The following is a 25,244-nucleotide window of genomic DNA, read 5'->3' on the forward strand; positions in this document are numbered from 1 at the left end:
GCCAACCAGGAGAATGAGATGAAGAAAATCGAAGCGATCATCAAGCCGTTCAAACTCGACGAAGTCCGTGAGGCCTTGTCCGAAGTGGGCATTACCGGCCTGACCGTGACCGAGGTGAAGGGCTTTGGTCGCCAGAAGGGCCATACCGAGCTCTATCGTGGCGCCGAGTATGTCGTCGACTTCCTGCCCAAGATCAAAGTCGAGATCGTGATCGGCAACGACCTGGTCGAACAGACCGTTGAGGCCATCATCAAGGCTGCGCAGACCGGCAAGATCGGCGACGGCAAGATCTTTGTGTCCTCGGTTGAGCAAGTGGTGCGCATCCGCACCGGTGAAACCGACGAAGCTGCCATCTGATCGGGCTTGCCCCGGCACGGGTTGCCGGGGTTGTTCAGCGACGGGCTGCGTTCGGTGCCCTCATCAGCACCAGCAGGGCTCCGCCGCCGCCATCGTGCGGCCCCGCCTGGCAGAAGGCGAGAATCTCTTCGCGCTGAGCGAGCCAGCCGCGCGAGAGTTGTTTGAGAATGGACACCCGTCCGGGTGAGCCCAGTCCCTTTCCATGTATCACCCGAATGCAGCGCCGGCCCTGTTGCAGGCTGTGCGCCAGAAAGTGGGCGAGCGCATCGCGTGCTTCGTCACGGGTCAGACCATGCAGGTCGAGTTCGCCCTGGAGCACCCAGCGCCCGCGGCGCAGATCGGTCAGCACGCGCCTGGGCAGGCCGGGTCGAAGGAAGGCGGCCTCATCGCCCATATCCAGGCGGTCTTCAAAGGTCAGCGGGGCGGAGAGCGATTCGCTCAAGGCCTCGCGCTCGTCCGCTTCGCGCTTGAGTGGTGCCGGGGCAGGGGCGTTTGTCGGTAATTCGACCCGATTGCGGTCGTCGATCTGCTGCGCGCCGCGTGCTGCGAGGCGGAACAGCTTGGAAGGATCGGACAGGTCGGCGTCAGGCGGCAGCACGACAGGTGGCATTTCGCCGGGAGCAAGACTGGCCTTGTCTGTGGTCGCGGGCTGATCCGACGTGTATACGCGGCGACTCGGCGCCTGTCCGAGGACGACCCTGCCACTGTCGGCAATCGGCGTGACGTCGGCATACGCTGCGAATAAAGGGTCGCCGGTCTTGCGCGAGGGGGCAGGTTCGGGTGCCGTCTCTGGCGTCTTGCTGCGCGGAACCGGGGCAGGGCGAGGAGTGTCGATTTCGGCGCGGTCCTGCCTGGCCAGCGGCGCTACGCCAGTCTGCGAGCGTCGAAAGAGCTCGAGATCGTCGGCGTCGACCTCCCCCAGCGCTGTTGAGTCGGGTGCCGGCGCCTTCTTTTTTGGAGTTCCCGCTGGCGCGCCAACCGACGCAGTGCGCCCCCTCAGGGCCGACAAGGCTTTGAACGGGTTGTCTGCGCTTTTTCCTGCATCCGCCTTGTTGGCATTGGTGGATGCAGGGCTTGGTTTGCGTGCCATTGGGGGGGCTTACGAGGCGGGCTCAGTGTCCCAGCGCGTCGAGGTAACGCTCGGCGTCGAGCGCAGCCATGCAGCCGGTGCCGGCCGAGGTTACGGCCTGACGGTAGATGTGATCCTGTACGTCACCCGCGGCGAAGATGCCCTTGATGCTGGTCTGGGTTGCGTTGCCGTTGCGACCGCCTTCGGTGACGATGTAGCCGCCCTCCATCTCGATCTGACCCTCGAAAATGTCGGTGTTGGGCTTGTGGCCGATGGCGATGAACACGCCTTGCAGCGCCACGTCGCGCGTCTCGCCGGTGTTCACGTTCTTCACCCGCATTCCGGTCACGCCGGAATTGTCGCCGAGCACTTCGTCAAGGGTGGAGTCGAGTACGAGTTCGATTTTGCCGGCTGCAACCTTTTCCATCATCTTGTCGATCATGATCTTCTCGGCGCGGAACTTCTCGCGGCGATGGACCACGGTGACCTTCTTGGCGATGTTGGAGAGGTAGAGCGCTTCCTCAACGGCGGTGTTGCCGCCGCCGACCACGGCCACGTCCTGATTGCGGTAGAAGAAACCGTCGCAGGTTGCGCAGGCAGACACCCCGCGACCGGCGAACTTTTCTTCCGACGGCAGGCCAAGATACTTTGCGGTGGCGCCGGTGGAGATGATCAGCGCGTCGCAGGTGTACTCGCCGGAGTCGCCGATGAGCCTGAACGGGCGCTCGGTCAGCTTCGCCGTGTGGATGTGGTCGAAAATCATCTCGGTGTTGAAGCGCTCGGCGTGCTTCTGGAAGCGCGACATCAGGTCGGGCCCCATTACGCCGTCTGCGTCCGCCGGCCAGTTGTCTACCTCGGTGGTCGTCATCAGCTGTCCGCCCTGGGCGAGGCCGGTGATCATGACCGGGTTGAGGTTGGCTCGGGCCGCGTAGACGGCCGCAGTGTAGCCTGCGGGTCCGGAGCCGAGAATGAGCAGGCGGGCATGCTTGGTGGTCATGGTGTAGCGTTCCAGCGTGTTGGCAATGGCGCGAATTATAGCTGACCGGCCGCAGCGCTCAGATCAATCGAGTCGATAGCCCCCGCCAATGGAAGACCGGTGCGTGGAAGGCAGCGGATGGAGCGGACTGGCACAGGGTGATGTGAAAGCACGTGTGGCCTCGCGGCCCATGTTGAGCAGCGCAGTCACCCATTCGTTTATACTCTCGCCCATCATATAAATTCAGACGCTCGTTGCTGCTCGAACGCCCGCCAGACGGAGACTTCATGAGTCAAGCTACCTCAGTTTCAATTACCGCACTTAACAGGGTGTTGAAAATCTCGGGTTCACCTTCGGTTTCCAGTCCCCTGGGAAAAATCGACTTTGAAAATCGCCCGCTTTCCCCGTGATCATGCCGATTCAAGCTGACTTTTCCGTCGATTGTGCTACCGCAAATCAGCAGCGCTCCTGTCGCCGCAAAGACATGGTTTTTCGACTACAACGTTTCCCATCCGCAGGGCGCCAGGGCGCCCGCGAATTACGGCGCCAGCAGATTGCCCAATCTCGTCAGGTTATAAGCCGAGAAATTGAGCAACGCATGCGCACGGATTCGATCCAGCCCACGCGCCATCGCATGGCGCAGCGTGCCGATATCCTTCGCCCAGCCAAAGGCCTCTTCGATCATCTTGCGTCGGCGCAGGCTGACCGCGTAACCGGGGGACGACTTCACCTCATTGGGCACGGCGCTGCCCTTGACCTTGGCCGCGACATGCGGGGCAATGCCCAGCGGCTCGAGCGCGGCGATGAACTCGGCGGTGTCGTACCCCCGGTCGGCCGCCAGCGTCGGCTTGTGCGCCGAATTGCCGGGCTTGATGCTGCGCCTGGCCATCACCAACGCCGCCTCACGCTCAGCGGTTCCGGTGGCGGTCGTAGTGTGGACATCGACGATCAGACCGTGACGATTCTCGGCCAACGCATGCGTGGTGTAGCTCAGGTACGCCACGCCGCCGCCCTTGCTGGCGAGCAGGGCCTGCGGGTCGGTGCGCGAGACGTGCGTCTTGTTCGAGCGCTTCTTGCCGCGAAAGTCCACCTCGGGGTTGCGTCCCTGATCCGGTCCGGGCGGCTCGTCGGAGCCGTCCCGGGCCATCATGCTCTTGTGCGAGGCCCACGCCCGCAACAGCGAGCCGTCGACACTGAAATGCTCGTCCGACACCAGCTCGGCCCATTCGGCGATCGCCACCACGCCACCGAAGAACTCGCGCATCACGCTCTCCTTGAGGAGCCGCTCGCGATTGGCGCTGAACGTCGAGTGATCCCAGACCGGCTCGTCCAGCGTCATGCCGACGAACCACCGGAACATCATGTTGAAATCGATATGCTCGACCAGCGCACGCTCCGAGCGAATCGAAAACAGACATTGCAACAGCGACGCCCGCAACAAGCGTTCCGGTGCAATCGACGGGCGGCCACCATCGGCATACAACGCATCGAATTGCGGCGACATCGTGCGCAGAACCATATCGGCCAGCGTTTTGATCCGGCGCAACGGATGATCCCGGTCAATGCGGTCTTCGATATTGACGTAGCTGAACAGGGCGTTCTGTTTATGGTCGATGCCGCGCATGAGAATAATCAGTTTCTTAATGCAGATGTAATTATATCAGCCTCACAACCCGCATGGATGCTGGAAAACCTATTAAATCAACATCCTGTTAAAACCTTCCCGCTGTTCGTCGGCTTTCCGGACGACGTGCTCGCATCGGTCGCACGCGTTGCGATGATGCGGCGTTTTCCGCGCGGGCAGTCAGTGGTCCGTGCGGGCGATCGCACCGATTATGTCTATTTCGTTTTGACCGGCAGCCTCAAGGTGGTGGTCAGCGACGAGGACGGGCGCGAGGTCATCCTGTCCATCCTCGGGCAGGGCGAACTCTTCGGTGAAATGGGCATGTTTGGCGAACAGCCCCGTTCGGCTTCGGTGGTGGCGGTGGTGGCGGCTGATCTGGTGATGATTTCCAAGCAGGATTTCCGCCAGTTGATGCAGGAAAACTTCGAAGTTGCCTGGCGCATCATGTGCAATCTGGCTGAACGCCTGCGCAATGCGGACCGAAAGATCGAAAGCCTTGCGCTGATGGATGTGTACGGCCGGGTCGCAGGTCTGCTGATCGAGATGGCCGAGGATGTCGATGGCGAGACGGTTGTCGTGCGCAAGATTTCCAAGCAGGACATTGCCAAGATGATCGGGGCCTCGCGCGAGATGGTGAGCCGGGTCATGAAGGACCTCGGCCAGCAAGGGCTCATCGAAGAGACCCCGCAGGGCATTATTCTGCGGGATCGCCTGAGCGAGATCTGAGTATCGAAGCCTGTCTTGAGGCACACCGGCGGGCGCTGGCTGTGTGCCAGTTTGTTTCGCGGGGCAACATCGGGGGCGGCGGGGCCGGCTGATCGCATATAATCGGGGTCCGTCGTTCCTGTCCCGATTGCAGATCCTCCTGATGCTGTCTCGCTCGTCATCCCGTTCCCAGCCCCTGCCCGAAAAAATCTCGCTGTTGTTGCAGGAAGCTCGCTGGCTGATTCTGGGCGTGATGTCGCTCTATATCGGTCTGGTGCTGCTGGGCTACAACAAGGCCGATCCGGGCTGGTCCCACGCCTCTGCGGTATCGCGCGTCAGCAATCCCGGCGGCCGCTTCGGTGCATGGCTGGCCGATCTTCTGCTTTATCTCCACGGCATTTCGGCCTGGTGGTGGTTCGTCTTTCTCGGCTACGCACTGATGTGGGGGCTGCGGCGGATCAAGAAGCAGCTCACGCTTGATCGCCGCTCCTTCTTCTTCGTGTTCGCGGGCTTCCTGGTTGTGCTGGTGACCAGCAGCGCGCTCGAGTTTCTCCGTTTTCATTCGCATGGCGCATCCTTGCCGCTCACGCCCGGCGGCCTGTTCGGCATGGAGTTCGGACAGATCGTGCAGCGCAACTTCGGTTTTACAGGCGGCACCTTACTGTTGCTGGCGCTGATGGCCTCCGGTTTGTCCTTGTTTACGGGCATCTCCTGGCTGTCTGCTGCAGAGCGAGTTGGAGGCCTGGTCGAGCAGGCCGTGCTTGGCACTCAGGCTGCGTGGAAGCGTTGGCAGGACCGCCGTGTTGGTCAGGAGGTGGCCCAGAAGCGTGAAGCGGTGATCGAGACCCGGCGTCGCAAGGTCGAACAGGCGCCACCGCAGCCTCTCCGTATCGAGCCCGCCGTGGTCGAAGTGCCGCGCTCGCCACGGCTCGAGAAAGAACGTCAGCAGAAGCTGTTTAGCGATGTCGGCGAAGGTGCGATTCCGCCGCTGGGGCTGCTCGACCCGCCAACGGTCAATGGTGAGCCGCCTTCGCCTGAGGCGCTTGAGTTTACCTCGCGCCTGATCGAAACGAAGCTGGCCGATTTCGGTGTTGAAGTGAAGGTGCTCGCAGCCTATCCCGGCCCGGTCATCACGCGTTACGAGATCGAGCCCGCCGTCGGCGTGAAAGGCAGCCAGGTGGTGAATCTGGCCAAGGATCTCGCTCGTGCGCTGTCGATGGTGTCGATCCGCATGGTGGAAACCGTGCCAGGCAAGTCATGCATGGCGCTGGAACTGCCGAACCCCAAGCGCCAGACCGTGCGTCTGTCGGAGATTCTCGGATCGCGTGCCTACAACGACATGAACTCACCCCTCACGGTGGCGCTGGGCAAGGACATCGGTGGTCAGCCGGTGGTCGCCGATCTGGCAAAGATGCCGCACCTGCTGGTGGCGGGTACGACGGGTTCGGGTAAGTCGGTCGGTATCAACGCGATGATCCTGTCGCTGGTGTACAAGAGCGAGCCGGAGCGCGTGCGCCTGATCATGGTCGACCCCAAGATGCTGGAACTGTCGATCTACGAAGGCATCCCGCACCTGCTGGCCCCGGTCGTGACCGACATGAAACACGCGGCCAACGCGCTCAACTGGTGCGTGACCGAGATGGACAAGCGCTACAAGCTGATGGCCGCGGTGGGTGTGCGTAACCTTGCGGGCTTCAACAAGGCTGTGGTGGAAGCGCGCAAGAACGAAACCCCGCTGACCAACCCGTTCTCGATCACCCCGGAAAGCCCCGAGCCGCTCGAAACCCTGCCGTACATCGTGGTCGTGGTCGACGAACTCGCCGACATGATGATGGTGGTGGGCAAGAAGGTCGAAGAACTGATCGCCCGTCTGGCACAGAAGGCGCGGGCAGCAGGCATCCACCTGATTCTCGCCACCCAGCGTCCTTCGGTCGACGTCATCACCGGTCTGATCAAGGCTAACGTGCCGACGCGTATTTCCTTCCAGGTGTCGAGCAAGATCGATTCACGCACCATCCTCGATCAGATGGGTGCCGAGGCACTGCTGGGCATGGGCGACATGCTCTATCTGGCACCGGGTACGGGCCTGCCGGTGCGGGTGCACGGCGCATTCGTGGCCGACGAGGAAGTGCACAAGGTGGTCGATCACCTCAAGCGTCTGGGGCCGCCAGACTACATCGACGGGATTCTGGCCGCGCCCGAGGACGATCTCGAGGCTGCGCTTGGCAGCGGCGGCGAGGGTGGCGACACCGAAACGGATGCGCTCTACGACCAGGCGGTCGAGATCGTGGTCAAGACCCGTCGCCCCTCTATTTCACTGGTGCAGCGACACCTGCGCATTGGCTACAACCGTGCGGCGCGCCTCATCGAACAGATGGAACGGGCGGGGCTGGTGTCGCCGATGGGCAGCAACGGCAACCGCGAAGTGATCGTGCCGCCGAAGGAAGGCGAATGAATATGAAAGCTCTCCAGCTCGCTGCGGCGATGGTGCTGTCGCTCGCAGCCGGTTCGACATTGGCCGCGGACGCGATTGCCCAGTTGCGCCAGTTTGTTTCCGTGACGCGCAGTGCGGAAGGTGAATTCGAGCAGACCGTAATGGCGCGCTCGGGGCGCAAGCCGCAGCAGGCGGCGGGCCGCTTTGCGTTTTCACGGCCGGGCAAGTTCCGCTGGGAATACGAACTGCCTTACCAGCAGCTGCTGGTTGGCGATGGCGAGCGTCTGTGGTCGTGGGACCGTGATCTCAACCAGGTCACGGTACGCCCGATCGGCGATGCGCTGGGCGCTACGCCGGCGGCGATCCTGTTCGGGCAAGGTGATCTGGAGAAGGACTTCATGCTCGGTGAAGGTGGTGACAGCGACGGCCTGTCCTGGGTCGATGCCAGCCCGCGCAAGGCCGAGAGCAGTTTCGAGTCGATGCGCATCGGTTTGCTCGACGGCCAGCTCAAGCGCATGGAGTTGCGTGACAACTTTGGTCAGACCACGCTTATTCGCTTCACCCGCCTGCAGGCCAACCCGGCGCAGGACGCAGGGCGCTTCCGTTTTGTGCCGCCTGCCGGTGCTGACGTGATCGGTACCCCCTGACGCACTGCCGATGAGCGATCTTTTCGAATCACAATCGCCGCCAAGCGTGCCGCTGGCAGAGCGCATGCGCCCGGCCACGCTGGACGAAGTGGCGGGGCAGCGTCATCTGCTCGGGCCGGGCAAGCCGCTGAGGCTGGCTTTCGAATCGGGCAAGCCGCACTCGATGATCCTGTGGGGGCCGCCGGGTGTGGGCAAGACCACGCTGGCGCGCCTGATGGCAAAAGGCTTCGATGCCGATTTTCTGGCCCTGTCCGCGGTATTCTCGGGCGTCAAGGAAATCCGCGAGGCCATACAGCAGGCCCAGGCAGCCAAGGCGCGCGGCCGGCACACGATTCTGTTCGTGGACGAAGTCCACCGCTTCAACAAGTCGCAACAGGACGCCTTTCTGCCCTTCGTAGAACAGGGCCTCGTCACCTTCATCGGCGCGACCACCGAGAACCCGTCTTTCGAGGTCAACTCCGCATTGCTGTCGCGTGCCGCGGTGTATGTGCTCGAGTCGCTTGATGCGGAGACGATGAATGGCCTGTTCGAACGTGCGCGCCTGATCGCCTGCCCCGAGCTTGAAGTGGACGAGGCTGCGCGCGAACGCCTTGTCGGCTTTGCCGATGGCGATGGGCGTCGCCTGATGAATCTTGTCGAACAGATTCAGGTCGCAGCCGAAACGGCCGGTGTGAATCCGGTTGGTGCCGAGTTCGTCGATCAGGCCCTGTCGCGCAACCTGCGTCGTTTCGACAAGGGAGGCGAGGCCTTCTACGATCAGATCTCGGCCCTGCACAAGTCGATTCGTGGCTCGAACCCCGATGCCTCGCTCTACTGGCTGTGCCGGATGCTGGATGGCGGCGCCGATCCGCACTACATCGCCCGTCGTCTGCTGCGCATGGCGGTGGAGGATATCGGCCTTGCAGACCCGCGGGCGCAGGAGATCTGCCTGAATGCCTGTGCAACTTACGAACGCCTGGGTTCGCCCGAAGGCGAGCTTGCGCTTGCCCAGGCCGCCATCTTTCTGGCGTGCGCGGCCAAGTCGAACGCGGTGTACAAGGCCTACAATGCGGCGCGCAAGCATGTGGCCGAGTCCGGTTCGCAACCGGTTCCGCTGCACCTGCGGAATGCGTCGACGCGGCTCATGAAGTCGCTCGGCTACGGCAAGACCTACCGTTACGCACACGACGAGCCCGAAGCCTATGCAGCGGGCGAGAACTACTTCCCTGACGGCATGGCGGCGCCGGGCTGGTATCAGCCGGTGCCACGCGGGATGGAAGCGAAGATCGCCGACAAGCTCGCACATCTGCGCCGCCTGGACGAGGCCGCTAACGCGCGACCCGACCCGGCGCAGTCTTCACGCTGACGACTGCGAAATGATGGATTTGATGCGGAGAGACTCAGTGCGGGAGAGGGTGGTCGGTCATGAACTTCGAGCACAGGTCACGCGCCACCGTGGCCTTGTCGGTTTCGCCACGGGCGTCGGCTTTCTCGATCAGGTCGAGCATGTAACGCGTCAACAGTACGACCCCTTCGGGGGTCTGCACCAGACCGCAGGCCATCTGAGCGGCCGCACAGTCGGGAATGCCTTCATGTTCGGCAATCAAGGCAACTTCGTCTTCAGTGAGATCACAGTAGTCCAGGCAGTCTCGAATGGATAGCATCCTTTACTCCTCCAGTTGTGTGCTGTCTGACGCAGCTTTGTTTCCCCATTCCATTTTATGCTGTGGCGTTTCATTTACAAGAAAATTTACGCTTTGAATGTGTTGTAAGCGATTGTTTTATATAATCAATTTGTGCAGTGTACCATTTTGGTGCAATCTCGAAATTCGCTTTTTGGCCCTTGGCTTAGACGCCTGAGCAACAGCAAGTTCTCAGCTACCCTGTCTAAATATTTGATTCAAAACCGCTTCAGGAATAACCGATGCTCGATATCCAGATGCTTCGCTCTCAGCTCGACGTGGTGGCGGCCCGCCTGGCCACGCGCGGGCTTCAACTCGACACCGCTGCCTTCCTCGCGCTCGAAGAAGAACGCAAGCAACTCCAGACCCGCACCCAGGACCTGCAGGCCCAGCGCAACAGCCTGTCCAAGCAGATCGGCATGCTCAAGGGCAAGGGCGAAGATGCCTCCGCCGTCATGGCCGAGGTCGGCCAGCTCGGCGACGAGCTGAAGCGTTGCGAGCAGGCGTTGCCGCTGGTGCTGGAGAAGCTCAACGACTTCCTTTCGGGCCTGCCCAACCTGCCGCAGGAAAGCGTTCCGGTGGGCGAGGACGAGACCGCCAACGTCGAGGTGCGTCGCTGGGGAACGCCCGCTGCCTGCGATTTCGAGGTCAAGGACCATGTCGACCTGGGCGCAGCCCTCGGTCTCGACTTCGATACCGGTGCCAAGCTTTCCGGCTCACGCTTCACCTTCATGCGCGGCCAGATTGCGCGCCTGCATCGCGCACTTGCGCAGTTCATGCTCGACACGCAGACGGGCGAGCACGGCTATACCGAGTGCTACACGCCCTATATCGTCAATCGCGACGTACTGGTCGGCACGGGTCAGTTGCCCAAGTTCAAGGAAGACATGTTCTGGGTGCTGCGCGGGGGCGACGACGAGAGTCCCGAGCAGTATCTGATCTCGACCGCCGAGATCTCGCTCACCAACAGCGTCCGCGAACAGGTGCAGCCGGTTGATGCGCTGCCGATCAAGCTGACGGCCCACAGCCCGTGCTTCCGCTCGGAGGCGGGCAGTGCGGGGCGCGACACCCGCGGCATGATCCGCCAGCACCAGTTCGACAAGGTTGAAATGGTGCAGGTCACCCATCCCGAACAGAGCGATGCCGCGCTCGAGGAGATGGTCGGTCACGCCGAGGCCATTCTGCAGAAGCTCGAACTGCCCTATCGCGTCATCACCCTGTGTACCGGCGACATGGGCTTCTCTGCCGCCAAGACCTACGATCTCGAGGTGTGGCTGCCCGCGCAGAACACCTATCGCGAGATCTCCAGTGTGTCGAACTGCGAAGCCTTCCAGGCACGCCGCATGCAGGCCCGCTTCAAGAACGCCCAGGGCAAGAATGAACTGGTGCATACGCTGAACGGATCGGGTCTCGCGGTCGGTCGTACCCTGGTTGCCGTGCTCGAAAACTACCAGCGCGCGGACGGATCGGTCGAAGTGCCTGCGGTGCTGCGCCCTTACATGGGTGGTATCGAGGTGCTCACGCCTGGCGCCTGAGCCATCCTGCCTACTCCTGTCGGCTCAAGCGCAGTTGCGGTGAGCCCGACAGGGTGGGGCTGACAACGTGCAGGCGGGTCAGAATGTCGTGAAAGTTGCGCACGTTCTCGGTCATGATGACCGCCTCGCCACCCCGTGCGGGGCCCGACTTCAGGCGCGCCGCATACTCTGGCCGCGACATCAGCGGCAGCACGGACTTCATCTCCCACCACGAAGTTTCATCCTTGCCCAGCCGGCGAGCGATCGCGCGCGCGCCGTTGAAGTGCCCCATCCCCAGGTTGTACGCCGCAGTCGCCATCCACAGGCGGTCGGGAGACGGAATCTCGTCCGGCAACTGGTCCACCATCATTGAGAAGTAGCGGGCGCCGCCCAGGATGCTCTCGCGCGCATCCAGACGATTGCTCACCCCGAGGCGGTCTGCCGTTTCCGAGGTCAGCATCATCATCCCGCGCACCCCGGTGCGTGAGGTCGCCAGCGGGTCCCAGTGCGACTCCTGGTAGGCCATGGCCGCGAGGTAGCGCCAGTCGATGCCGGTCTTCGCTTCGGCATCCTGAAAGTGCTTGAGATAGCGGGGCAGGCGCTCCTGAATGCGGGCAAGAAAGGTGGTGATGTCCTGTTCGTCGAGTCGCCGGACGTGGCCGAAATAGCGATCGGTGATGCGGGCAATCAGGCCGCCCGACTGCGCCTCCTCAATGAAGGTGGCAACGTGCCCGGCCAAGCCACCGTCACCTTCGATCGGCAACGCCCAGGCAACGTGGCTCTTGACGGGCAAGTCGTAGGCTACGGTAAGTTCGGGCGCGATCTGGGCTGCCACGCTGTAATGAACGCGGTCAGTCGCGACGAGGTCGTGCCTGCCTTCGGCGAGCTGGGCGAGCAGCGCCTGGTCGCCCTCGCGTGCGGCGTACTTCGCGGTGAGGGTCGGAACCCGTCTGCGGATGCGGTCGATGGTCTCCGATGACAGCGAGCCCCTGCGCACCGTCACCGTGCGTCCAGCGAGATCGCTTTCACGCGTGATCTCGGGACTCCCCGCTGTGCCGACCAGAACATATTCGACGTCCCGCAGCGGTGCCGACCAGCGCAACGGGAAGCGATCATTGCGCGCGAGCCCGGCTGCAGCCATGTGGGCTTCGCCATTGAGTACCGCATCGATTGCCCGCGCTGCATCAGGGTAGATAACGTAGTGCACAGGCACCCCGAGCGACTCGCCGAGGCGCTCCAGCAGGTCGTGCTCAAAACCCGAGATCGTGCCGTCCTCGTCCTCCCGGTACGAGATCGCATCTATCCGCGTGGCGACCCGCAGCTCGCCCTGCGTCCGGAAGTCGGGCAGGCGGGCTGGCGGCTGGGGCTCACAGGCAGCAAGCAGCAGCGTGGAAAGAAACAGAAGGAAAAGGCGCAAGGGCGTCGTTTGCTCGATGAGGTCGCCGGATTCTGCGCGTAGCCTCTCCGATCTGCAATCAGCCCGTGAGCCGTGCTGCGTTGCGCAATGCTGGTTTGATCGAAGTCATGAAACGGACTCGAGCGAGATGTTAAATTAGCGTTTCATTAAATACCGCTGGAGCCCCCATGTCCAAATCCTTTACCCAGATCACCGGTGACGTTTCTCAAGCCCTTGGCAACCTGCGCTCCGAGATCCCCGACACCATGCAGGCATTCGGCGCCATGTCGAAAGCTGCAATGAAGGCGGGCGCCCTGTCTGCCCTCGACAAGGAACTTATCGCACTGGCGATCGGCGTCTCTTCGCGCTGCGACGCCTGCGTTGGTTTCCACGTCAAGGCGCTGATCCGCCTGGGCGCAACGCGCGAGCAGCTGATGGAAACCCTCGCCGTATGCACCTACATGGGCGGTGGCCCGGCACTGATGTATGCAGCAGAAGCCGTGCGCGCTTTCGACGAATTTTCGCCCAAGGCCTGAAATTCGTTCGAAGCTCTTCACTTTTTTCGCGAATGGTCTATAATCGCGGCCTTCGAGCGGAGAGGTGGCAGAGTGGTCGAATGTACCTGACTCGAAATCAGGCGTAGGTGCAAGCCTACCGTGGGTTCGAATCCCACCCTCTCCGCCAGTTACCCTGATGGCCGTGAAACCCGCGCCAATGCTGGGGTTCAGGAAATTTAGCATAGCCTGATATACCACACGCAGTTACCACACGCCCCACCTGTCTTAGACCGAGTGGGGCTTGTTGTTTCTGGAGGTCGTGCGGGACGTCGAGGCCTTTGTGAAGTGATGCGGGATTTTCCCGGGTCTCTCGTCACAAGGGAGAGACCGGGGATATTCCCCCCATCTGTCCGCAAGGATACTCATCGGAATCCCGATGGTTTTTGCAGGGGTGCCTCTTCACTGGAATTCCAGTGAGGACCGAGGCTCCTTCGGCCTCTCTCTTGCCGAGCATCCCTGGAATTCCAGGGATGCTCTTTTCAATGACCCTCAAGTCCAGAGTTTGAAGTTAATTCCCTGGAATTCCAGTGAGTTTTGTCAGAGACCCTTAACTCCTCACTTCCGAGGAGTAAGGGGTACGTCGAAGCATTGACCTCCCAACTAAATACCCCGAATTCGGGGGAATTTGTCGAAGTAAGTGATGGGGGAATCAGCCCGACTATTTCCAATCTCGGGGCCGGTAAGCACACCAAGGACTACAACGGAACACCCTTCGTCTTCCGCGAGGATGGCTACTTCAACATGACCGCCGCAGCTAAGGCGTTTGGGAAGCGGGTGGATAACTTCTTAGCGAACGTCGAGACCGCAGAATACATTGATGCGCTCCACAAACTGATCCCTGACATTCCAGTGATCACTTCCAAGAAGGGTTACCACACACACCCTACTGTCGGAACCTGGGCACACCCTAAGCTGGCCGTGTTCTTCGCCCGTTGGCTCGACGTCAAGTTCGCTGTCTGGTGCGACATGATGATCGACGACATCCTGACCAAGAAGGCCGAGGTCACGATCACCAAGCCGGAACAGTCGGCTGTGCTGGCGGTGGGACTGCCGGATACCTTGGTCGCCCTGCAGCAGACCATGATGGCGAACCAGCAGATGATGCAGGCCTTGGTCGAGCAATTCGCGGAGAAGGAATGGGTCTGCGTCCGTCGAGGCTCTGGCCTGCACCCCACCACCGGCACTCACCGGAAATCCGGGGATTGACCTCACGCAAGCTGAGGCGCTGTTGATTCAAGTGTTCCTACGAGTACGTTCCCCACCTCGCCCAGAGTTTGAAGTTAATCTCATTGAATTCCAATGAGTTTTGCCAGAGGCCTTGTCCTTGAAAACCAATGAGAAGGTACTCGTGAGTACGTAGCTGCGCTGACTAGTACCGGGAATTACCGGGACAAGGAGCTTATCAAAACACCGGATTCCGGTGATTAAGCCGGAACAGTCGGCTGTGCTGGCAGTGGGACTGCCGGATACCTTGGTCGCCCTGCAGCAGGCCACACAAGAGATCCCCAAGATCGCTTTCTAGCAGTCGACATAGGGTAGCCTGCCTCGGCCCCTGAAAGCGGCTCCTAGGCCTTCTCCGTTGACCGGAAGACGGGTGGTCTGGTCGGATACAGTCCCGGGTGCCACAAGCGGTAGACACAAAGTGTAGGAATGGCTGGAAGGCCTTTAGAGGCTCTACAAGCGGTTTGAGGGTCTTGGAGGTAGGGTGGTTAAACCGAGCGGCTGATCGTCGACTGCAGGTCCACCCAGGTGGACTGGAAGACAATCCAAGGATGGCGAAGACAAGTCAGGATGAAGGGGGAACTATCAGTCCCTACTGCTGGAGAGGGAGGGTGTAGGCGAAGCCGTAATCATCCGACCGGGGAGGCTGACCCCTTTACCCTCTCTTCCATCCCATCAATAAAGAGAGACCATCATTGATTGTCTTTCTCAGTGATGAGGGTGGAAGGTGGCTACAGCATGGGGTGACGGATCGGAGATCCGTCCTGAAGGCGGTCATGCTGAAGGACACTTACAGTCCCACTTTTATTCGATCTCTTTCTTCATAAAGGGCGCACTTGATTAAGTGACTGTTTTTTAATGATTCATGCCCTCAAAAAATGAGGGGATTACTCAGCATCAGGCAGCCTCTCGCCGCGCCTCCTGCTGGGCCTGTCGTCTGAGTCGGATACGGTCGAACTTCGTCAGCGCGGCAGCATACTCACCGTGGACCGTCCCCTTGGTGGTCTGGCCTCGTATCCACATGAAGTCCTTTGTCGGCACCCACTCACCGTGCGGGGTTTGTTCAACGATCCCGCCTTCAGCCAGCTTCGGAATCAGTCGGCGGACGTTGTCGGGCCTCCTGTCGAGCATGAAGGCGTACCACTTGCACAGCTGGTCCATGCCGGGAGTGAAGGCACCTCGTCCGTTTCGGAAGCTGAGAACGAACTCGGCAAACTGTCGGACCTCATCCCTGAGCGCTGCCAAGGCTCTCTCCCGCCTCATACGTGCGTCCGCTCGAATCTCCTTCACGCCCAGCTTGCGGACCTCTTCAGCGGTCAGGATCTCGCCTGTGGATGTGTCGACATACTCGGTGACCTGCAACCGTCTGCGAACAGGGGCGACCGTGAGAATCTGGAGGTGGTCAAGGTGGGAAGTGCTCGTGTCGTGCATCTCGGGTTCCTCAAATAGAAAAACCCCGAAGACCTTTCGATCTCCGGGGCTGCTTGGTGTGTGGTGTCAGTTGGTGGTGTCTTGCTCTGGTCGGGTCCAGCCGTGCATAGGCGACCACACCAGACCTGCTGCCTTCCTCCGCTTGTGGGTCTCTATGTAGTGGCTTAGGCGACTCTTCGGAGGCGGGTCAATGGGCTTCATCGGCTTGATCTTCGGGTGATGCGAACAGATGTGCACTCCCCGTCCGATGTTGTCCCGCGACCAGTTACCTCCGGTTCTGATACCGGGGACCAGTCGTCTCCCGCATAGCTGACAGATCGGGTTACCGTCTTCGTTGAACTTCGGCGGGGCTGGCATCACCCCCGGCGGGATCTCGTCTTCGTCTTTGCGGCTCATCTTGGGCACCCCTACGGATCGGGACGAAAAAAAGTCCCCCTACCGGATCACCGGCAGAGGGACAACTTCCACGAACGTGGATGGCAAGAAATCAGATCAGCTTGAGTCTTCGAGCGTTGGACAGGCTCATCGGCGGATAGCCGGGGATGTCGACATACTCCCGACCTGCAGGAGTCTTCTTCATCGTCACCCCTTCGGGCAGCTTCGGCTGGAACCTACCGGACTTCATGAACTGGTCGGCAAGATCCCGGTAGTAGGACTTGTCGCCCGTCTGGAGGTGTCGGAGGTAGCCACCGATTGACCGGTGTCGGTCGACGTTGTCCCGCTCGAACTCCCAGACCTGCTCAGGATCGAGACCCATCGAGGACAGGAAGTCGTCCGCTTGTGCCTTGTAGCGGTCGAAGCAAGCGTCGATGTTCTGTTGCAGGGTCTCGGGACTCACGCCTTCAGCGATGGCGACCGCCTTCAGTTGAGACTCGGCGCTCCCCGAGAGGTAGGCAGCGGCAGCGGTCATCGGGTCAATCCTTGCTTCCCTGAAGGATGCGTCAAGGTCGGTCAGGAAGGCTGCGGTCTCACTGTCGGGAGCATCGAAGTGGTTCTCCTCGTAGGCCTTCTGTTCCGCTTCCGACTTCTGCTCGGCTTCCGCTCGGATCTCATCCTGGGACACTTCACGGTAGGATCCATCGGCCTCCTGTCGGACGATACCGGCAGCGATAGCAGCCCTGATCGGCATCTGTACCCGACCGACAGTGATCCGTGTCTCAGGCGTCAGTGTCCTTGCGCGTCCGCCTCCCGGCTTCTGTGCAGTGGCAAAGACTCCGGTCGCGTCATAGTCGGGAACGAGGTCAGCCTCGGACCACGTAAGTCGCTCGTAGGACTGGACATTGATCTCGGGGGCTTCGGCCTGCTGAATGTCGCTCATCGATGGTTACTCCTCGTCCTTCTTGGGGATCTGGCAGTAGGCCTGCGAGGTCAGCATGATTGCCAGACGCACGAAGGCGGACTTGTTCATGGGAAAGCCCGACTTGATCAGGGAGTCGACACCCTTCTGAAGGGCTTCGTGTTCCTCTGCCGACAGGTGGAGACCAAGGTGGTGGGCCTTCTTCTCTGTCGAGAGGACAGGGGCGATCTGGATCGGACGCGGTTTAACCGGCCCAAGCAGGGCGCACAGTTTTTCGTGAGGTGTGGTGTGCATTTGGTGTCTCAATGAGTTACGGGAGGAGGTCTGCCAGTCGGACTGGCTTCTGGTCTTCAGGGTCGGCAATGAAGGCCGGGATCTGATGGATCAGGCTCTCGGTCTTGCCGAGGACGTCGGGGATCTTCTTCGGGTGGACATGGAAGACCACGCGAGGCAGCGGACTGGATTCAAGCCACTGGCCGGTCTGTGAGGCGATACGAACGCCGTCCTGCGATATTTGAACTGCCTTGCTCACACCATCAGGGGTGCAAGCGATGCGGACAGCCCAGATCGAGAAGGACTTCGGGTTTTGATAGGTCAGCTGCCGGTGGGAGTCTCGAAAGCTCATGGGAGGACGTCTGCCAGTAGCTTGCCGTCGTCGAAGGCTCGGACTTGGGACAGGTAGCTGTCGGTCGCACCGGCACCGAGGAGGATCGAGCCGATCTGCTGGTCGACCTTGAGATAGACGGTCGGGATCTCGGCAGCGTTGAGACCTCGGTCGCTCTTGAGGGCTTGCCGGTTGGCATGGCCGGAGATCTTGCCGGTGTGGTCTGAATAGAGGGTGACCAAGTAGGCCGAAAGGGATGCGGGGTTCTGGAAGTGGAACTTACGGAGGGACATTGCGTGGTCCTTGAGGAGTTGAACTGAAAAAAGGAACAGGCTCAACCGACCGTTTCCCAAAGCCCAGAATGCGAAACAGGGGCGCACATTGAAGTGCAACCCCTGAATCGACACACACCAAGGAATGGAGCAACGTCAGTAAGCCAGTACAGGAAAAAGTGTCTCCTGCATTAAAGCCACTTCTACGAACGTGCAGTCATCGTGTAGCTAAACTGCAGTTTCAGTTTTCAGATACGTGTAGAGCGTCTCTCGGCTGATCCCGAATTCCTTCGCCAGTGCAGCCCTGTTCCTGCCTCCGTTCTCTTTGTCTCGGGCCAGCAGCTGGGCCACCTTGGTGTCATCCAAGGCCTTCTTGCGTCCCTTATAGACACCCTTGGTCTTCGCAATGGCGATCCCTTCGCGCTGACGCTCTCGGATCAGCTCCCGCTCGAACTGTGCGACAGCCCCCAGCATCGACAGCAGGAGTTCTGCCATCGGGTTCTTCTCCCCGGTGAAGGTCAGCCCCTCCTTCTGGAACTGGACAACGACACCCCGACCGGTCAGCCCCTTCACGATGGACCGTAAGTCATCAAGGTTCCGGGCTAGTCGATCCATCGAATGGACGACCAAGGTGTCACCCGCTCGGACGTGTGCCAGTGCTGCCTGAAGTTGGGGGCGCTCGGTGTCCTTGCCGCTGGCCTTGTCTGTGAAGACGAGATCGACGACAAGCCCGTCAAGCTGGCGGTCTGTGTTCTGGTCGACCGAGGAGACCCGGATGTATCCGACAGTCTGGCCCTTGGGTGTCTGGTTGGTGTTCATGGTGTCGCCTCCTGAAAGTGTCAGGATAGACTCTAAGACCCACAAATCAGAGTGTCAAGCAATGGCAGAACAGACCCTAGATACACACATTAGAGCGCAGTGTCTGACGTCAGGTTAGGGTGTAGCTCAAACGGACAGTGTGTCCCAGGTTGGAGAGGTGCTGCTGTTCCCGGCTGGGCTGGACGAGAGGTCGCAGTCGGTCCTGCTGCCGGTAGGCCTAGGAAAAGGAGGGGTGCCGCTGGAAGGGGGCTACTGGGCCGCCGGGGGGTAACTGGAAATCCGCGCTGGGGAAGATATGGTCACGGAAATTTTCAGGAAAAACGAAAACTTCGCGAAAAAAAGGGCCTGTATATAGGCAAATATTGAGATTGACACACAAGGCGGAATCTTAACTTGCTGTTTACATTGAAATTAATTCATTTGCGCAATTGACTTTCAGACGGTACGCTTGATGTGCTCCGTGCAGTGGGGCACGGTAGTCAGTCGAAGCCCACAAGGCCCAACACTGAATTCAACCGAGCATAAGGAGAAAGCGAGATGACGGAGATTATTGTCGTCTTGAAACTGCTTGCTGCACTAATGAGTGCAACAGGCAAATGGCTCCTGACTGCCACCCACTTGCTGGTAGAACTTCAGCAAGTGTTGGAGGTGTTGGCGCACCTCCTTGGTGGCATCAGGTAACTTCACACTTTACTTCCCCAACCCCGGCCGTGATGGCCGGGGCTCCTCTTGGTAGCAGGGCGCTACCAGTTGACACATTACGGACCCGACCTTCGGGCGTCAACAGAGATTGCCGTAAGCCTAGTGTTTACGTGAAGTCCTTGAGCTTCGCGAACGAACAACAGGGCATTACTTTGCAGAGTCCTTTGGATAACTGACCTTCTCCAGTGCCTCTCGCATCACTTCCAAGTTGGCCCCTCCAGAGTACAGCCCATATGTGATGCGTGGCTTGTCGTGTCCGACAATGTCTGCCGTCAGGTTCTCACTCACTCCTGCGTTCTCCAGCAGGGTGACGACGGTCTTCCGTATCGAGTGGAAGACCTGCTTCTCGCCATACCCTGAAGCGTCCTTCAGTCGCCCGAAGCGTTTCCCGACAGCGTTGGACCGGTCGTTGTACTTGTTGAACGTCAGGCCCGACAGGAGGTAACCGTCGGTCGACTCCTTCTTCAACCTCTCGACCGTGTCTATCAGTGATGAGTGGATCGGAATGGTCCTCACCCCTGCGGAGGTCTTCGAGTCGGTGATCTTCAGGAAGTCGAGACCAACATCCGAGGCCTTGAGGGAGCAGATCTCCTCGATTCGTGCGCCGGTATAGGCACCGATCAGGATTAGGTCGGCCAGCTGGTGGTCCTTCTTCTCGGTGGCCTTCTGATGGAGCTTCATGACGTCTGCAGGATGGAACGGTATCCAGCCATTCTTGGAGGAGGTCTTGCTCCGCTTCGACTCCTTGGCGAAGGAGGGGACAACGAACGGTGAGTCACTGTCGGCGGATACTTCCTGTGTCTCCTGCAGGTATCGCCAGAAGTTCCGACAGAACCCGACAATGCGCCGGATGGAGGAGGGGGACAGTTGCTCTGGTCCTGTCGACAGTCCTTCAAGCCACTTGCGGACGGACTTCCGGTCCAGCCCCTCGGTGGTCGGAAACTTCTCGACCATGCGACCGACGTCTTTCACCATCTGATCGATTGTCTTCGGTTCCAGCTGCAGGCCTGCCTTCCACTCGGGAACAATCAGAGCCAACGCTCGGCGCTGCCCTGAGGCGATGTCGTAGAACTGCTTGGCGGTCTGGAAGCCTTTCACCGGTTCGACAACGGTCTCGACATGCTCCAGTAGGATGGACTCTGCAAGATCCTTGTCGTCGTATTGCTCGACACTTCGTCGCCAGTTCATGGCTTCGTTCAGGAAGGGATCAGACGTCCCTCTTGCTTGGGCAATCTCGGCTTTCCACTTGGCGACCACGATTGCCGCTCGGCTCTCAGCGGTCCTCTTGTCGGTTGTCTGGAGGGACTGGAACAGCTTCGACTTGCCCAGCTGAAAGCGGACATCTTCGGGGACATGGAGCGTTGCATACCAGACGTTTCGACGCTTCTCGATATTCGGCATTGCAGTGATGAATAGGTCTCGGGAGTGGTGAAGTTACCACACGGAGTTACCACACGCTATGCCTCTGAAAGCCCAGAAATACCGTGGTTGTTGGGCTTCAGGGTCGAAGTGCGGAGTGTCCCACCCTCTCCGCCAAGTACTGAACAATGACGCGCCTTTTGGCGCGTTTTTGTTTTCTACCCGCCTAAGAACCCGCCAAACTGCACGCGCCTTGCGCGCACTGGCGCATCAGCGGCACCCAACAAGAAAAGCCGGGTTTCCCCAGCCTTGTCGATCACACGCCCGCTAGCTCCGCTTAGTACTCATTGATTGTACAGTCCTGCGCGTCGAGCATCGTGCCCAGGCGCATCAGCTGTTCGTGTTCGAAAGGGAAGTTCCCAAAGTTTCGGAATCTTCCAGCAGGGCGAGAAGGTCCTTGTTGCTCATGCCTTCAAACGTATTAGTTGGTCGTGTTGCGTTAGCGCACATTCGGAACGCATTTGTTAGCAACTCCTCACCCCCGGAGGGGGATGGACCAAGCCCACCAGCACCCTCGCCCCCTTCCTGCGGTGTGCCCCCGTCGCACGGACTGTCCCCAGAACGAGCCGTTAAGCTCTTTACACGATAGCGGTATCTCGATTTATGATGTTGGCGACACTCATTAAATGTCGCGGGGCATACTGTGCGCATCTTCATTCTCGCGGTTTCGGGAATCATATTCCTGTCCGCACCGGCCTCTGCACAAGTGTTTAAGTGTGTGGAAGATGGGTCGGGAAAAATCGTCTTTTCTGACGTGCCGTGTCATGGAAAGACCTCGGGCCGCCCTGTTGATGCCAGTCCCAATACTATTGACGCATCAGGCAGTCGAGAGCAAGCACTGCGCCGGGAGGTTCAAGAACTCCGAGAACGCATGAACAAATATGAATCGGCGTCTCAGGCTAGCCGCAGTCCATCTGATCAGCAGTCGCCAAGAATCGACTCTCGCGCCTGCGAACAAGCGCGGCGCTCATACGACATTGAGGCGGGTTCTTTGATGCAGAACAGGGCTGCCATCGAGGCAAAACGGTCAGCGATGTACGGTGCGTGTGGGATGCGAGAACCGACTCGAATCGAGATCAGAAACGAATACCGTACATTAAGATCGCGGTAGCCCTAATGCTGCCGAAGGTCTAGAGCCTGTTCATTTTTGGCTGAAGATCAGGCCGATTTCTGGATTTTATTTGATGCAAAAGTAAAAACGATGTACGAAAGCATCAAATTTAGAAGGTTTTTTTTTCGAGAGTGCTAGCTTAATGCTATTTCACTGACATGCCCCGATTCTTCGTGCCACGGCGTCAAGTCACTGGTAACTTTGCCGGACGTTTATACTAAGATCTGGGAGTTCTCCTGCAGAACTGCTCCGATGCACGCTATTCCTCGCTCTGCTCGGGCATGGCGAGCAGTGCCTCGAAGGCGAGTGCGGCTGGGCTCACTGGCCGGTGTGGAAGGCGGAGCCGATAGAGCTGTCGTAGGACAGGACCCGTATTGGGTACGTGACGCCGCACTCTGCCCAGCGCCAACGCATCGCGAGCGCAGATTCGTGGCACTACTCCAACGCCGACACCGGCCCCGACTGCTTGAACGATTGCCTCGTTGCTTCCAACTTCAATGATAGCGCCGGCGGTAGTGCCGATGCGAAGCAGCAAAGCCTCCGTGGCATCACGACTGCCCGAGCCGCGCTCGCGCATGATCCAGGTCGCGTGTTGCCCGAAGGCCAATGGATCAAGATCTGTATCCAGGGGGAAGTCGCGTGGTGAGATCACAATCATTTCCTCACTGCGCCATGGCCGGGTCTCAACCCGGTCATCATCGATGACACCTTCAACCAACGCAACGTCGATGCTGCAGTGGAGCAGATGCTCTGCTATCTGTTGAGTGTTCGCTGCTGTGACCTGCAGTGTGATGGCCGGGTGCCGTTCGTGGAAACGGCGCAGAAAGGGTGGAAGCCAATAGCTTGCGATCGTCGTGCTAGCACCGATTTTCAGATGGCCACGGTTAAGGCCGTTGAACGTGCGTACGGCCTCGTCGGCTTCTCGCTCCAGTGCAAACAGGCTGTGTCCGTATTTCAGTAAAACCGCACCCGCCTCGGTCGGCTCGAAGAAGCGCCCCCGCCTTTCAAGCAGCACGGTATCGAGCTGAAACTCCAACTCGCGCACCGACTTGGACGCGGCGGGCTGGCTGATACCGAGCGACTCTGCCGCACGCGAAAAGCTGTTCTCATCGACGACGCGAACGAAGACCTTGAGCAGATGGAGATTCATGCATAACCCCAGGGAATGAGAAGTTCACTTTTAGTGTCTATGGGAATCTTAGACTGAGCGCTATGGTTATGGCCATACCGAATAGCCATATCTCATCCAGATGAACATTACTGCACTGCTACGCCCAGTCATCCACCCTGGTCTGCTGACTTGTATCGTGCTTGCTGCTTGTGCGGCACAACTTGCTGCCATGCCCGCTTTCAGCAGCCACGGGCTTGGTTGGCTGCCGCTGGCGATTGCGCTCGGTATGCTGGTCGGGAACCTGTGGCCAGCACTGGCCCGGTCGGGCGGCTCGGGGTTGGCACTTGCCCGCGGGACGGTGATGCGGGCAGGTATTGCCTTGTATGGGCTCAAGCTTGGCCTGGCAGACCTCTCAGCTGTGGGGTGGAAGGGCTTGGTATTGGCTTTGGTTATCGTGTCGTCGACGTTGTTGCTTGCGCGCCTGGTGGGGCGTCGGCTGGGACTGGACCCCACGCTTGCGATGCTTATTGGTGCCGGCAGCGCAATTTGTGGTGCTGCAGCCGTTGCGGCGGCCGACGGTGTACTGAACGCCCGAGCGCGGCATGTAGCGTCTGCTGTTGCGTCAGTCGTGATTTGCGGCACGCTGGCGATGTACCTGATGCCGCTGCTCGTCCCGTTGGTCCATTTATCGGGTGCCGCCGCCGGGCAGTGGATCGGACTGACCGTGCACGAACTTGGTCATGTAGTCGCCGCCGCTGCGATGGTTGGGGCCGATTCGGATAGCGCGGCTTTGGTGCAGAAAATGCTGCGGGTGATGTTGCTCGCGCCTGCGGTTCTATGGATTGCCCTGCAGAACGGTCGTAGTGAGGGCAAGGCCAGCAGCAGAATTCGCCTGCCTACATTCTTGTGGGTTTTCCTTGGAGTGCTACTGCTAAACCTTGGCGGATTGGTTCCTGAGGTTTGGCGCCAGACTGGAGCGCTGCTGGCAGATGCACTTTTGGCGGTGGGGCTGGTTGCTCTCGGTATGGTGACTCAGTTCGCCGATGTACGTGCGGGTGGTGCCCGGGTTTGGGTGCTTGTCCTGCTGCTATGGGGCTACCTGATGACGGCAGGTTTGGTGCTCATAAAGCTGACGACTTAGTTGGAAGGACCTTGTTTGTGGTGCATGGGCGTTCGCGCTGCACCAATGAAGGGTGTCACGCATACCGCATCTCTCTACCACGAATAAAAAAGACAAATGTAAACAGTGGATTGGTGGGGTTCTCCCCGTTCTGAGTTAGGGCACATATCTTGCTCAGCCTGTTATGACAGGTTATGAGCGCCGTGTCGGTCCGATGCGGATGGAATCCCTAGTTTCAGGAGTCTGATGTGGAGTCGCTACAAATGTTGCTTGGTCATCATTCCCCGGCTACCTGGGTGATGATTCTGATAGCAGTCATTGCTGGGGGGATTGTTCGAGGCCTGACTGGTTTCGGTGCGGCGCTGCTGATGGCTCCACTGTTTAGCCTGGTGATGTCTGCACGCGACACGATGTGTCTTATCACGGTTCTGAGCTTGTTTCCACTGAGCCCGAGCAGCATGCGCCTTGCCAACGACGAAATGGATGCTTCGGTTGTATGGCCGCTGACGCTGGCAGCCACTGTCGCCCTCGCGCCGGGCGTATGGCTAGGCAGTTGGGTGCCGGGAGAGCTGTTTGGTCCCGTGATCGGGGCTGCGGTGATGGCGAGCGCTCTGGTGCTGATGTCCGGTGTCCGGTTACCGAATATCCGTTCACGCCTGTCTTCGTCGGTGGTTGGTCTGCTGAGCGGTCTGCTAACTGGGTTTAGTGGTGTTGGTGGACCGCCTGCCATCCTCTATCTAATGGGGATCGAGCCGAACTCATATCGAGCACGTGCAAATTTCGTGATCTTTTTTGCTGTTTTGTATCCGGTGTCATGCGTCCTTCTGGTGCTCACGGGCGTAATGCCGTTCTCGATCCTGATTGCTGGCATCGCCCTTTTCCCTCTCTTTCATATTGGTGGGTGGGTTGGGGTAAAGATGTATCAGAGGATCTCACGTCACTTTCTCCGCCGAATCGTACTGATTCTTCTTTTGCTCGCTGGTGGGATTGCGGGGATTCCGTTTATGTACAAATTGATCGTTCTGATCGACGTAAAAATCTGGCCGACTTGAGATTTGAATCCAGTTGTGGTGCGTGTCGCACCGTAGCAGTGCACGTGATTAAACGATAAATAGACTGCAACATTAGATAGAAATAAAAAACATAACGAAAACAACAGCTTAAAATTAATTGTGCGGTGCGAAAAACTGGCACCGG

Annotated in this window: 25 protein-coding genes and 1 tRNA gene; 13 read left to right on the plus strand and 13 right to left on the minus strand. The window is 59.6% G+C overall.

Going from position 1 to position 25,244, the window contains the following annotated elements; genetic code table 11:
* Positions 1-18 precede the first annotated feature (18 nt).
* Positions 19-357, plus strand: a complete 339-nt coding sequence (locus CEW87_RS15215) for a P-II family nitrogen regulator (protein WP_108951141.1) — start codon at positions 19-21, stop codon at positions 355-357.
* 34 nt (positions 358-391) lie between these two features.
* Here the strand turns inward: CEW87_RS15215 and CEW87_RS15220 are convergent, their stop codons facing one another.
* The 3 genes from CEW87_RS15220 to CEW87_RS15230 all read right to left on the minus strand — a co-directional run bounded on the left by CEW87_RS15220 (position 392) and on the right by CEW87_RS15230 (position 4,026).
* A complete protein-coding gene (locus CEW87_RS15220; RefSeq protein ID WP_108974306.1) occupies positions 392-1,447 on the minus strand; it encodes a Smr/MutS family protein in 1,056 nt (351 codons plus the stop codon).
* Between the two features lie 22 nt (positions 1,448-1,469).
* A complete protein-coding gene (trxB, locus tag CEW87_RS15225) occupies positions 1,470-2,423 on the minus strand; it encodes a thioredoxin-disulfide reductase (protein WP_108947900.1) in 954 nt (317 codons plus the stop codon).
* A 517-nt stretch (positions 2,424-2,940) separates the two neighbouring features.
* Entirely contained in the window at positions 2,941-4,026 is a 1,086-nt protein-coding gene (locus CEW87_RS15230; RefSeq protein WP_075146924.1) for an IS5 family transposase, read from the minus strand.
* A 57-nt stretch (positions 4,027-4,083) separates the two neighbouring features.
* Between CEW87_RS15230 and CEW87_RS15235 the strand changes: the two genes are divergently transcribed.
* The 4 genes from CEW87_RS15235 (at position 4,084) to CEW87_RS15250 (ending at position 9,157) form a co-directional block, all read left to right on the plus strand.
* A complete protein-coding gene (locus tag CEW87_RS15235) occupies positions 4,084-4,752 on the plus strand; it encodes a Crp/Fnr family transcriptional regulator (RefSeq protein ID WP_108974308.1) in 669 nt (222 codons plus the stop codon).
* A 142-nt stretch (positions 4,753-4,894) separates the two neighbouring features.
* Positions 4,895-7,186 (plus strand): DNA translocase FtsK, encoded by a 2,292-nt coding sequence (locus tag CEW87_RS15240; RefSeq protein WP_108974310.1) that lies wholly within the window; start codon positions 4,895-4,897, stop codon positions 7,184-7,186.
* A gap of 2 nt (positions 7,187-7,188) precedes the next feature.
* Positions 7,189-7,812 carry an outer membrane lipoprotein chaperone LolA gene (lolA, locus tag CEW87_RS15245; RefSeq protein WP_234421757.1) on the plus strand — a complete coding sequence of 208 codons (624 nt, stop codon included), beginning with the start codon at positions 7,189-7,191 and terminating at the stop codon, positions 7,810-7,812.
* A gap of 10 nt (positions 7,813-7,822) precedes the next feature.
* Entirely contained in the window at positions 7,823-9,157 is a 1,335-nt protein-coding gene (locus CEW87_RS15250; protein WP_108974314.1) for a replication-associated recombination protein A, read from the plus strand.
* 34 nt (positions 9,158-9,191) lie between these two features.
* Here the strand turns inward: CEW87_RS15250 and CEW87_RS15255 are convergent, their stop codons facing one another.
* Positions 9,192-9,455 (minus strand): hypothetical protein, encoded by a 264-nt coding sequence (locus tag CEW87_RS15255; protein WP_108947904.1) that lies wholly within the window; start codon positions 9,453-9,455, stop codon positions 9,192-9,194.
* Between the two features lie 260 nt (positions 9,456-9,715).
* Here CEW87_RS15255 and serS point away from each other — a divergent pair, with 260 nt between their 5' ends.
* The gene (gene serS, locus CEW87_RS15260) at positions 9,716-11,008 is read left to right on the plus strand and encodes a serine--tRNA ligase (RefSeq protein WP_108974316.1); all 1,293 of its coding nucleotides are present in this window, start codon (positions 9,716-9,718) and stop codon (positions 11,006-11,008) included.
* Positions 11,009-11,018: 10 nt separating this feature from the next.
* On the opposite strand, the gene mltF is transcribed toward serS, so the two are convergent.
* The gene (gene mltF / locus CEW87_RS15265; RefSeq protein ID WP_108974318.1) at positions 11,019-12,404 is read right to left on the minus strand and encodes a membrane-bound lytic murein transglycosylase MltF; all 1,386 of its coding nucleotides are present in this window, start codon (positions 12,402-12,404) and stop codon (positions 11,019-11,021) included.
* 167 nt (positions 12,405-12,571) lie between these two features.
* On the opposite strand from mltF, the gene CEW87_RS15270 reads away from it, so the two are divergent.
* The 3 genes from CEW87_RS15270 to CEW87_RS15280 all read left to right on the plus strand — a co-directional run bounded on the left by CEW87_RS15270 (position 12,572) and on the right by CEW87_RS15280 (position 14,146).
* Positions 12,572-12,919, plus strand: coding sequence for a carboxymuconolactone decarboxylase family protein (locus tag CEW87_RS15270; RefSeq protein ID WP_108974320.1), 348 nt, complete (start codon positions 12,572-12,574; stop codon positions 12,917-12,919).
* Positions 12,920-12,977: 58 nt separating this feature from the next.
* A tRNA-Ser gene (locus CEW87_RS15275) sits at positions 12,978-13,067 on the plus strand.
* Between the two features lie 461 nt (positions 13,068-13,528).
* A complete protein-coding gene (locus tag CEW87_RS15280; RefSeq protein ID WP_159098178.1) occupies positions 13,529-14,146 on the plus strand; it encodes a KilA-N domain-containing protein in 618 nt (205 codons plus the stop codon).
* Positions 14,147-15,058: 912 nt separating this feature from the next.
* Here CEW87_RS15280 and CEW87_RS15285 read toward each other — a convergent pair.
* From CEW87_RS15285 to CEW87_RS15310, 6 genes are all read right to left on the minus strand, one after another.
* Complete coding sequence (locus tag CEW87_RS15285) at positions 15,059-15,592, minus strand: hypothetical protein (RefSeq protein WP_108974324.1); 534 nt, start codon at positions 15,590-15,592, stop codon at positions 15,059-15,061.
* A 487-nt stretch (positions 15,593-16,079) separates the two neighbouring features.
* Entirely contained in the window at positions 16,080-16,910 is an 831-nt protein-coding gene (locus tag CEW87_RS15290) for a hypothetical protein (RefSeq protein WP_108974326.1), read from the minus strand.
* A gap of 6 nt (positions 16,911-16,916) precedes the next feature.
* Positions 16,917-17,183 carry a hypothetical protein gene (locus tag CEW87_RS15295; protein WP_108974328.1) on the minus strand — a complete coding sequence of 89 codons (267 nt, stop codon included), beginning with the start codon at positions 17,181-17,183 and terminating at the stop codon, positions 16,917-16,919.
* A 16-nt stretch (positions 17,184-17,199) separates the two neighbouring features.
* Positions 17,200-17,514, minus strand: coding sequence for a hypothetical protein (locus CEW87_RS15300; protein WP_108974330.1), 315 nt, complete (start codon positions 17,512-17,514; stop codon positions 17,200-17,202).
* Positions 17,511-17,786: a hypothetical protein gene (locus CEW87_RS15305; protein ID WP_108974332.1), complete on the minus strand. Its 276-nt coding sequence runs from the start codon at positions 17,784-17,786 to the stop codon at positions 17,511-17,513. Before CEW87_RS15305 ends, CEW87_RS15300 begins: the two co-directional genes overlap by 4 nt.
* A gap of 207 nt (positions 17,787-17,993) precedes the next feature.
* The gene (locus tag CEW87_RS15310; protein ID WP_108974334.1) at positions 17,994-18,584 is read right to left on the minus strand and encodes a recombinase family protein; all 591 of its coding nucleotides are present in this window, start codon (positions 18,582-18,584) and stop codon (positions 17,994-17,996) included.
* 537 nt (positions 18,585-19,121) lie between these two features.
* Here CEW87_RS15310 and CEW87_RS22460 point away from each other — a divergent pair.
* Positions 19,122-19,265: a hypothetical protein gene (locus CEW87_RS22460; protein WP_159098179.1), complete on the plus strand. Its 144-nt coding sequence runs from the start codon at positions 19,122-19,124 to the stop codon at positions 19,263-19,265.
* A 168-nt stretch (positions 19,266-19,433) separates the two neighbouring features.
* Here the strand turns inward: CEW87_RS22460 and CEW87_RS15315 are convergent, their stop codons facing one another.
* A complete protein-coding gene (locus tag CEW87_RS15315) occupies positions 19,434-20,687 on the minus strand; it encodes a DUF6538 domain-containing protein (protein WP_108974336.1) in 1,254 nt (417 codons plus the stop codon).
* A gap of 736 nt (positions 20,688-21,423) precedes the next feature.
* On the opposite strand from CEW87_RS15315, the gene CEW87_RS23045 reads away from it, so the two are divergent.
* Positions 21,424-21,816 carry a hypothetical protein gene (locus tag CEW87_RS23045; RefSeq protein WP_420094145.1) on the plus strand — a complete coding sequence of 131 codons (393 nt, stop codon included), beginning with the start codon at positions 21,424-21,426 and terminating at the stop codon, positions 21,814-21,816.
* A 259-nt stretch (positions 21,817-22,075) separates the two neighbouring features.
* Here the strand turns inward: CEW87_RS23045 and CEW87_RS15325 are convergent, their stop codons facing one another.
* Positions 22,076-22,966 (minus strand): LysR substrate-binding domain-containing protein, encoded by an 891-nt coding sequence (locus CEW87_RS15325; RefSeq protein ID WP_108974340.1) that lies wholly within the window; start codon positions 22,964-22,966, stop codon positions 22,076-22,078.
* A 100-nt stretch (positions 22,967-23,066) separates the two neighbouring features.
* Here CEW87_RS15325 and CEW87_RS15330 point away from each other — a divergent pair, with 100 nt between their 5' ends.
* Positions 23,067-24,068 carry a YeiH family protein gene (locus tag CEW87_RS15330; RefSeq protein WP_108974342.1) on the plus strand — a complete coding sequence of 334 codons (1,002 nt, stop codon included), beginning with the start codon at positions 23,067-23,069 and terminating at the stop codon, positions 24,066-24,068.
* 227 nt (positions 24,069-24,295) lie between these two features.
* Complete coding sequence (locus CEW87_RS15335) at positions 24,296-25,099, plus strand: sulfite exporter TauE/SafE family protein (RefSeq protein WP_108974344.1); 804 nt, start codon at positions 24,296-24,298, stop codon at positions 25,097-25,099.
* The last annotated feature ends 145 nt before the right edge of the window (positions 25,100-25,244 follow it).

It is taken from the genome of Parazoarcus communis, assembly GCF_003111665.1.
In the GTDB taxonomy this organism is placed as follows: Bacteria; Pseudomonadota; Gammaproteobacteria; order Burkholderiales; family Rhodocyclaceae; genus Parazoarcus; species Parazoarcus communis_B.

Excerpts from the sequence above, each read along its gene's own strand:
- CEW87_RS15250 (WP_108974314.1), top strand. The coding sequence starts at position 7,823 with ATGAGCGATCTTTTCGAATCACAATCGCCGCCAAGCGTGCCGCTGGCA.
- CEW87_RS15310 (WP_108974334.1), bottom strand. The coding sequence starts at position 18,584 with ATGAACACCAACCAGACACCCAAGGGCCAGACTGTCGGATACATCCGG.
- CEW87_RS15240 (WP_108974310.1), top strand. The coding sequence starts at position 4,895 with ATGCTGTCTCGCTCGTCATCCCGTTCCCAGCCCCTGCCCGAAAAAATC.
- CEW87_RS15325 (WP_108974340.1), bottom strand. The coding sequence starts at position 22,966 with ATGAATCTCCATCTGCTCAAGGTCTTCGTTCGCGTCGTCGATGAGAAC.
- CEW87_RS15305 (WP_108974332.1), bottom strand. The coding sequence starts at position 17,786 with ATGTCCCTCCGTAAGTTCCACTTCCAGAACCCCGCATCCCTTTCGGCC.
- CEW87_RS15270 (WP_108974320.1), top strand. The coding sequence starts at position 12,572 with ATGTCCAAATCCTTTACCCAGATCACCGGTGACGTTTCTCAAGCCCTT.
- CEW87_RS15285 (WP_108974324.1), bottom strand. The coding sequence starts at position 15,592 with ATGCACGACACGAGCACTTCCCACCTTGACCACCTCCAGATTCTCACG.
- CEW87_RS15230 (WP_075146924.1), bottom strand. The coding sequence starts at position 4,026 with ATGCGCGGCATCGACCATAAACAGAACGCCCTGTTCAGCTACGTCAAT.
- CEW87_RS15330 (WP_108974342.1), top strand. The coding sequence starts at position 23,067 with ATGAACATTACTGCACTGCTACGCCCAGTCATCCACCCTGGTCTGCTG.
- CEW87_RS15295 (WP_108974328.1), bottom strand. The coding sequence starts at position 17,183 with ATGCACACCACACCTCACGAAAAACTGTGCGCCCTGCTTGGGCCGGTT.
- CEW87_RS15220 (WP_108974306.1), bottom strand. The coding sequence starts at position 1,447 with ATGGCACGCAAACCAAGCCCTGCATCCACCAATGCCAACAAGGCGGAT.
- CEW87_RS15290 (WP_108974326.1), bottom strand. The coding sequence starts at position 16,910 with ATGAGCGACATTCAGCAGGCCGAAGCCCCCGAGATCAATGTCCAGTCC.
- CEW87_RS22460 (WP_159098179.1), top strand. The coding sequence starts at position 19,122 with ATGACGGAGATTATTGTCGTCTTGAAACTGCTTGCTGCACTAATGAGT.
- serS (WP_108974316.1), top strand. The coding sequence starts at position 9,716 with ATGCTCGATATCCAGATGCTTCGCTCTCAGCTCGACGTGGTGGCGGCC.
- CEW87_RS15235 (WP_108974308.1), top strand. The coding sequence starts at position 4,084 with ATGCTGGAAAACCTATTAAATCAACATCCTGTTAAAACCTTCCCGCTG.
- lolA (WP_234421757.1), top strand. The coding sequence starts at position 7,189 with ATGAAAGCTCTCCAGCTCGCTGCGGCGATGGTGCTGTCGCTCGCAGCC.
- trxB (WP_108947900.1), bottom strand. The coding sequence starts at position 2,423 with ATGACCACCAAGCATGCCCGCCTGCTCATTCTCGGCTCCGGACCCGCA.
- CEW87_RS15315 (WP_108974336.1), bottom strand. The coding sequence starts at position 20,687 with ATGCCGAATATCGAGAAGCGTCGAAACGTCTGGTATGCAACGCTCCAT.
- CEW87_RS15215 (WP_108951141.1), top strand. The coding sequence starts at position 19 with ATGAAGAAAATCGAAGCGATCATCAAGCCGTTCAAACTCGACGAAGTC.
- CEW87_RS15300 (WP_108974330.1), bottom strand. The coding sequence starts at position 17,514 with ATGAGCTTTCGAGACTCCCACCGGCAGCTGACCTATCAAAACCCGAAG.
- CEW87_RS15255 (WP_108947904.1), bottom strand. The coding sequence starts at position 9,455 with ATGCTATCCATTCGAGACTGCCTGGACTACTGTGATCTCACTGAAGAC.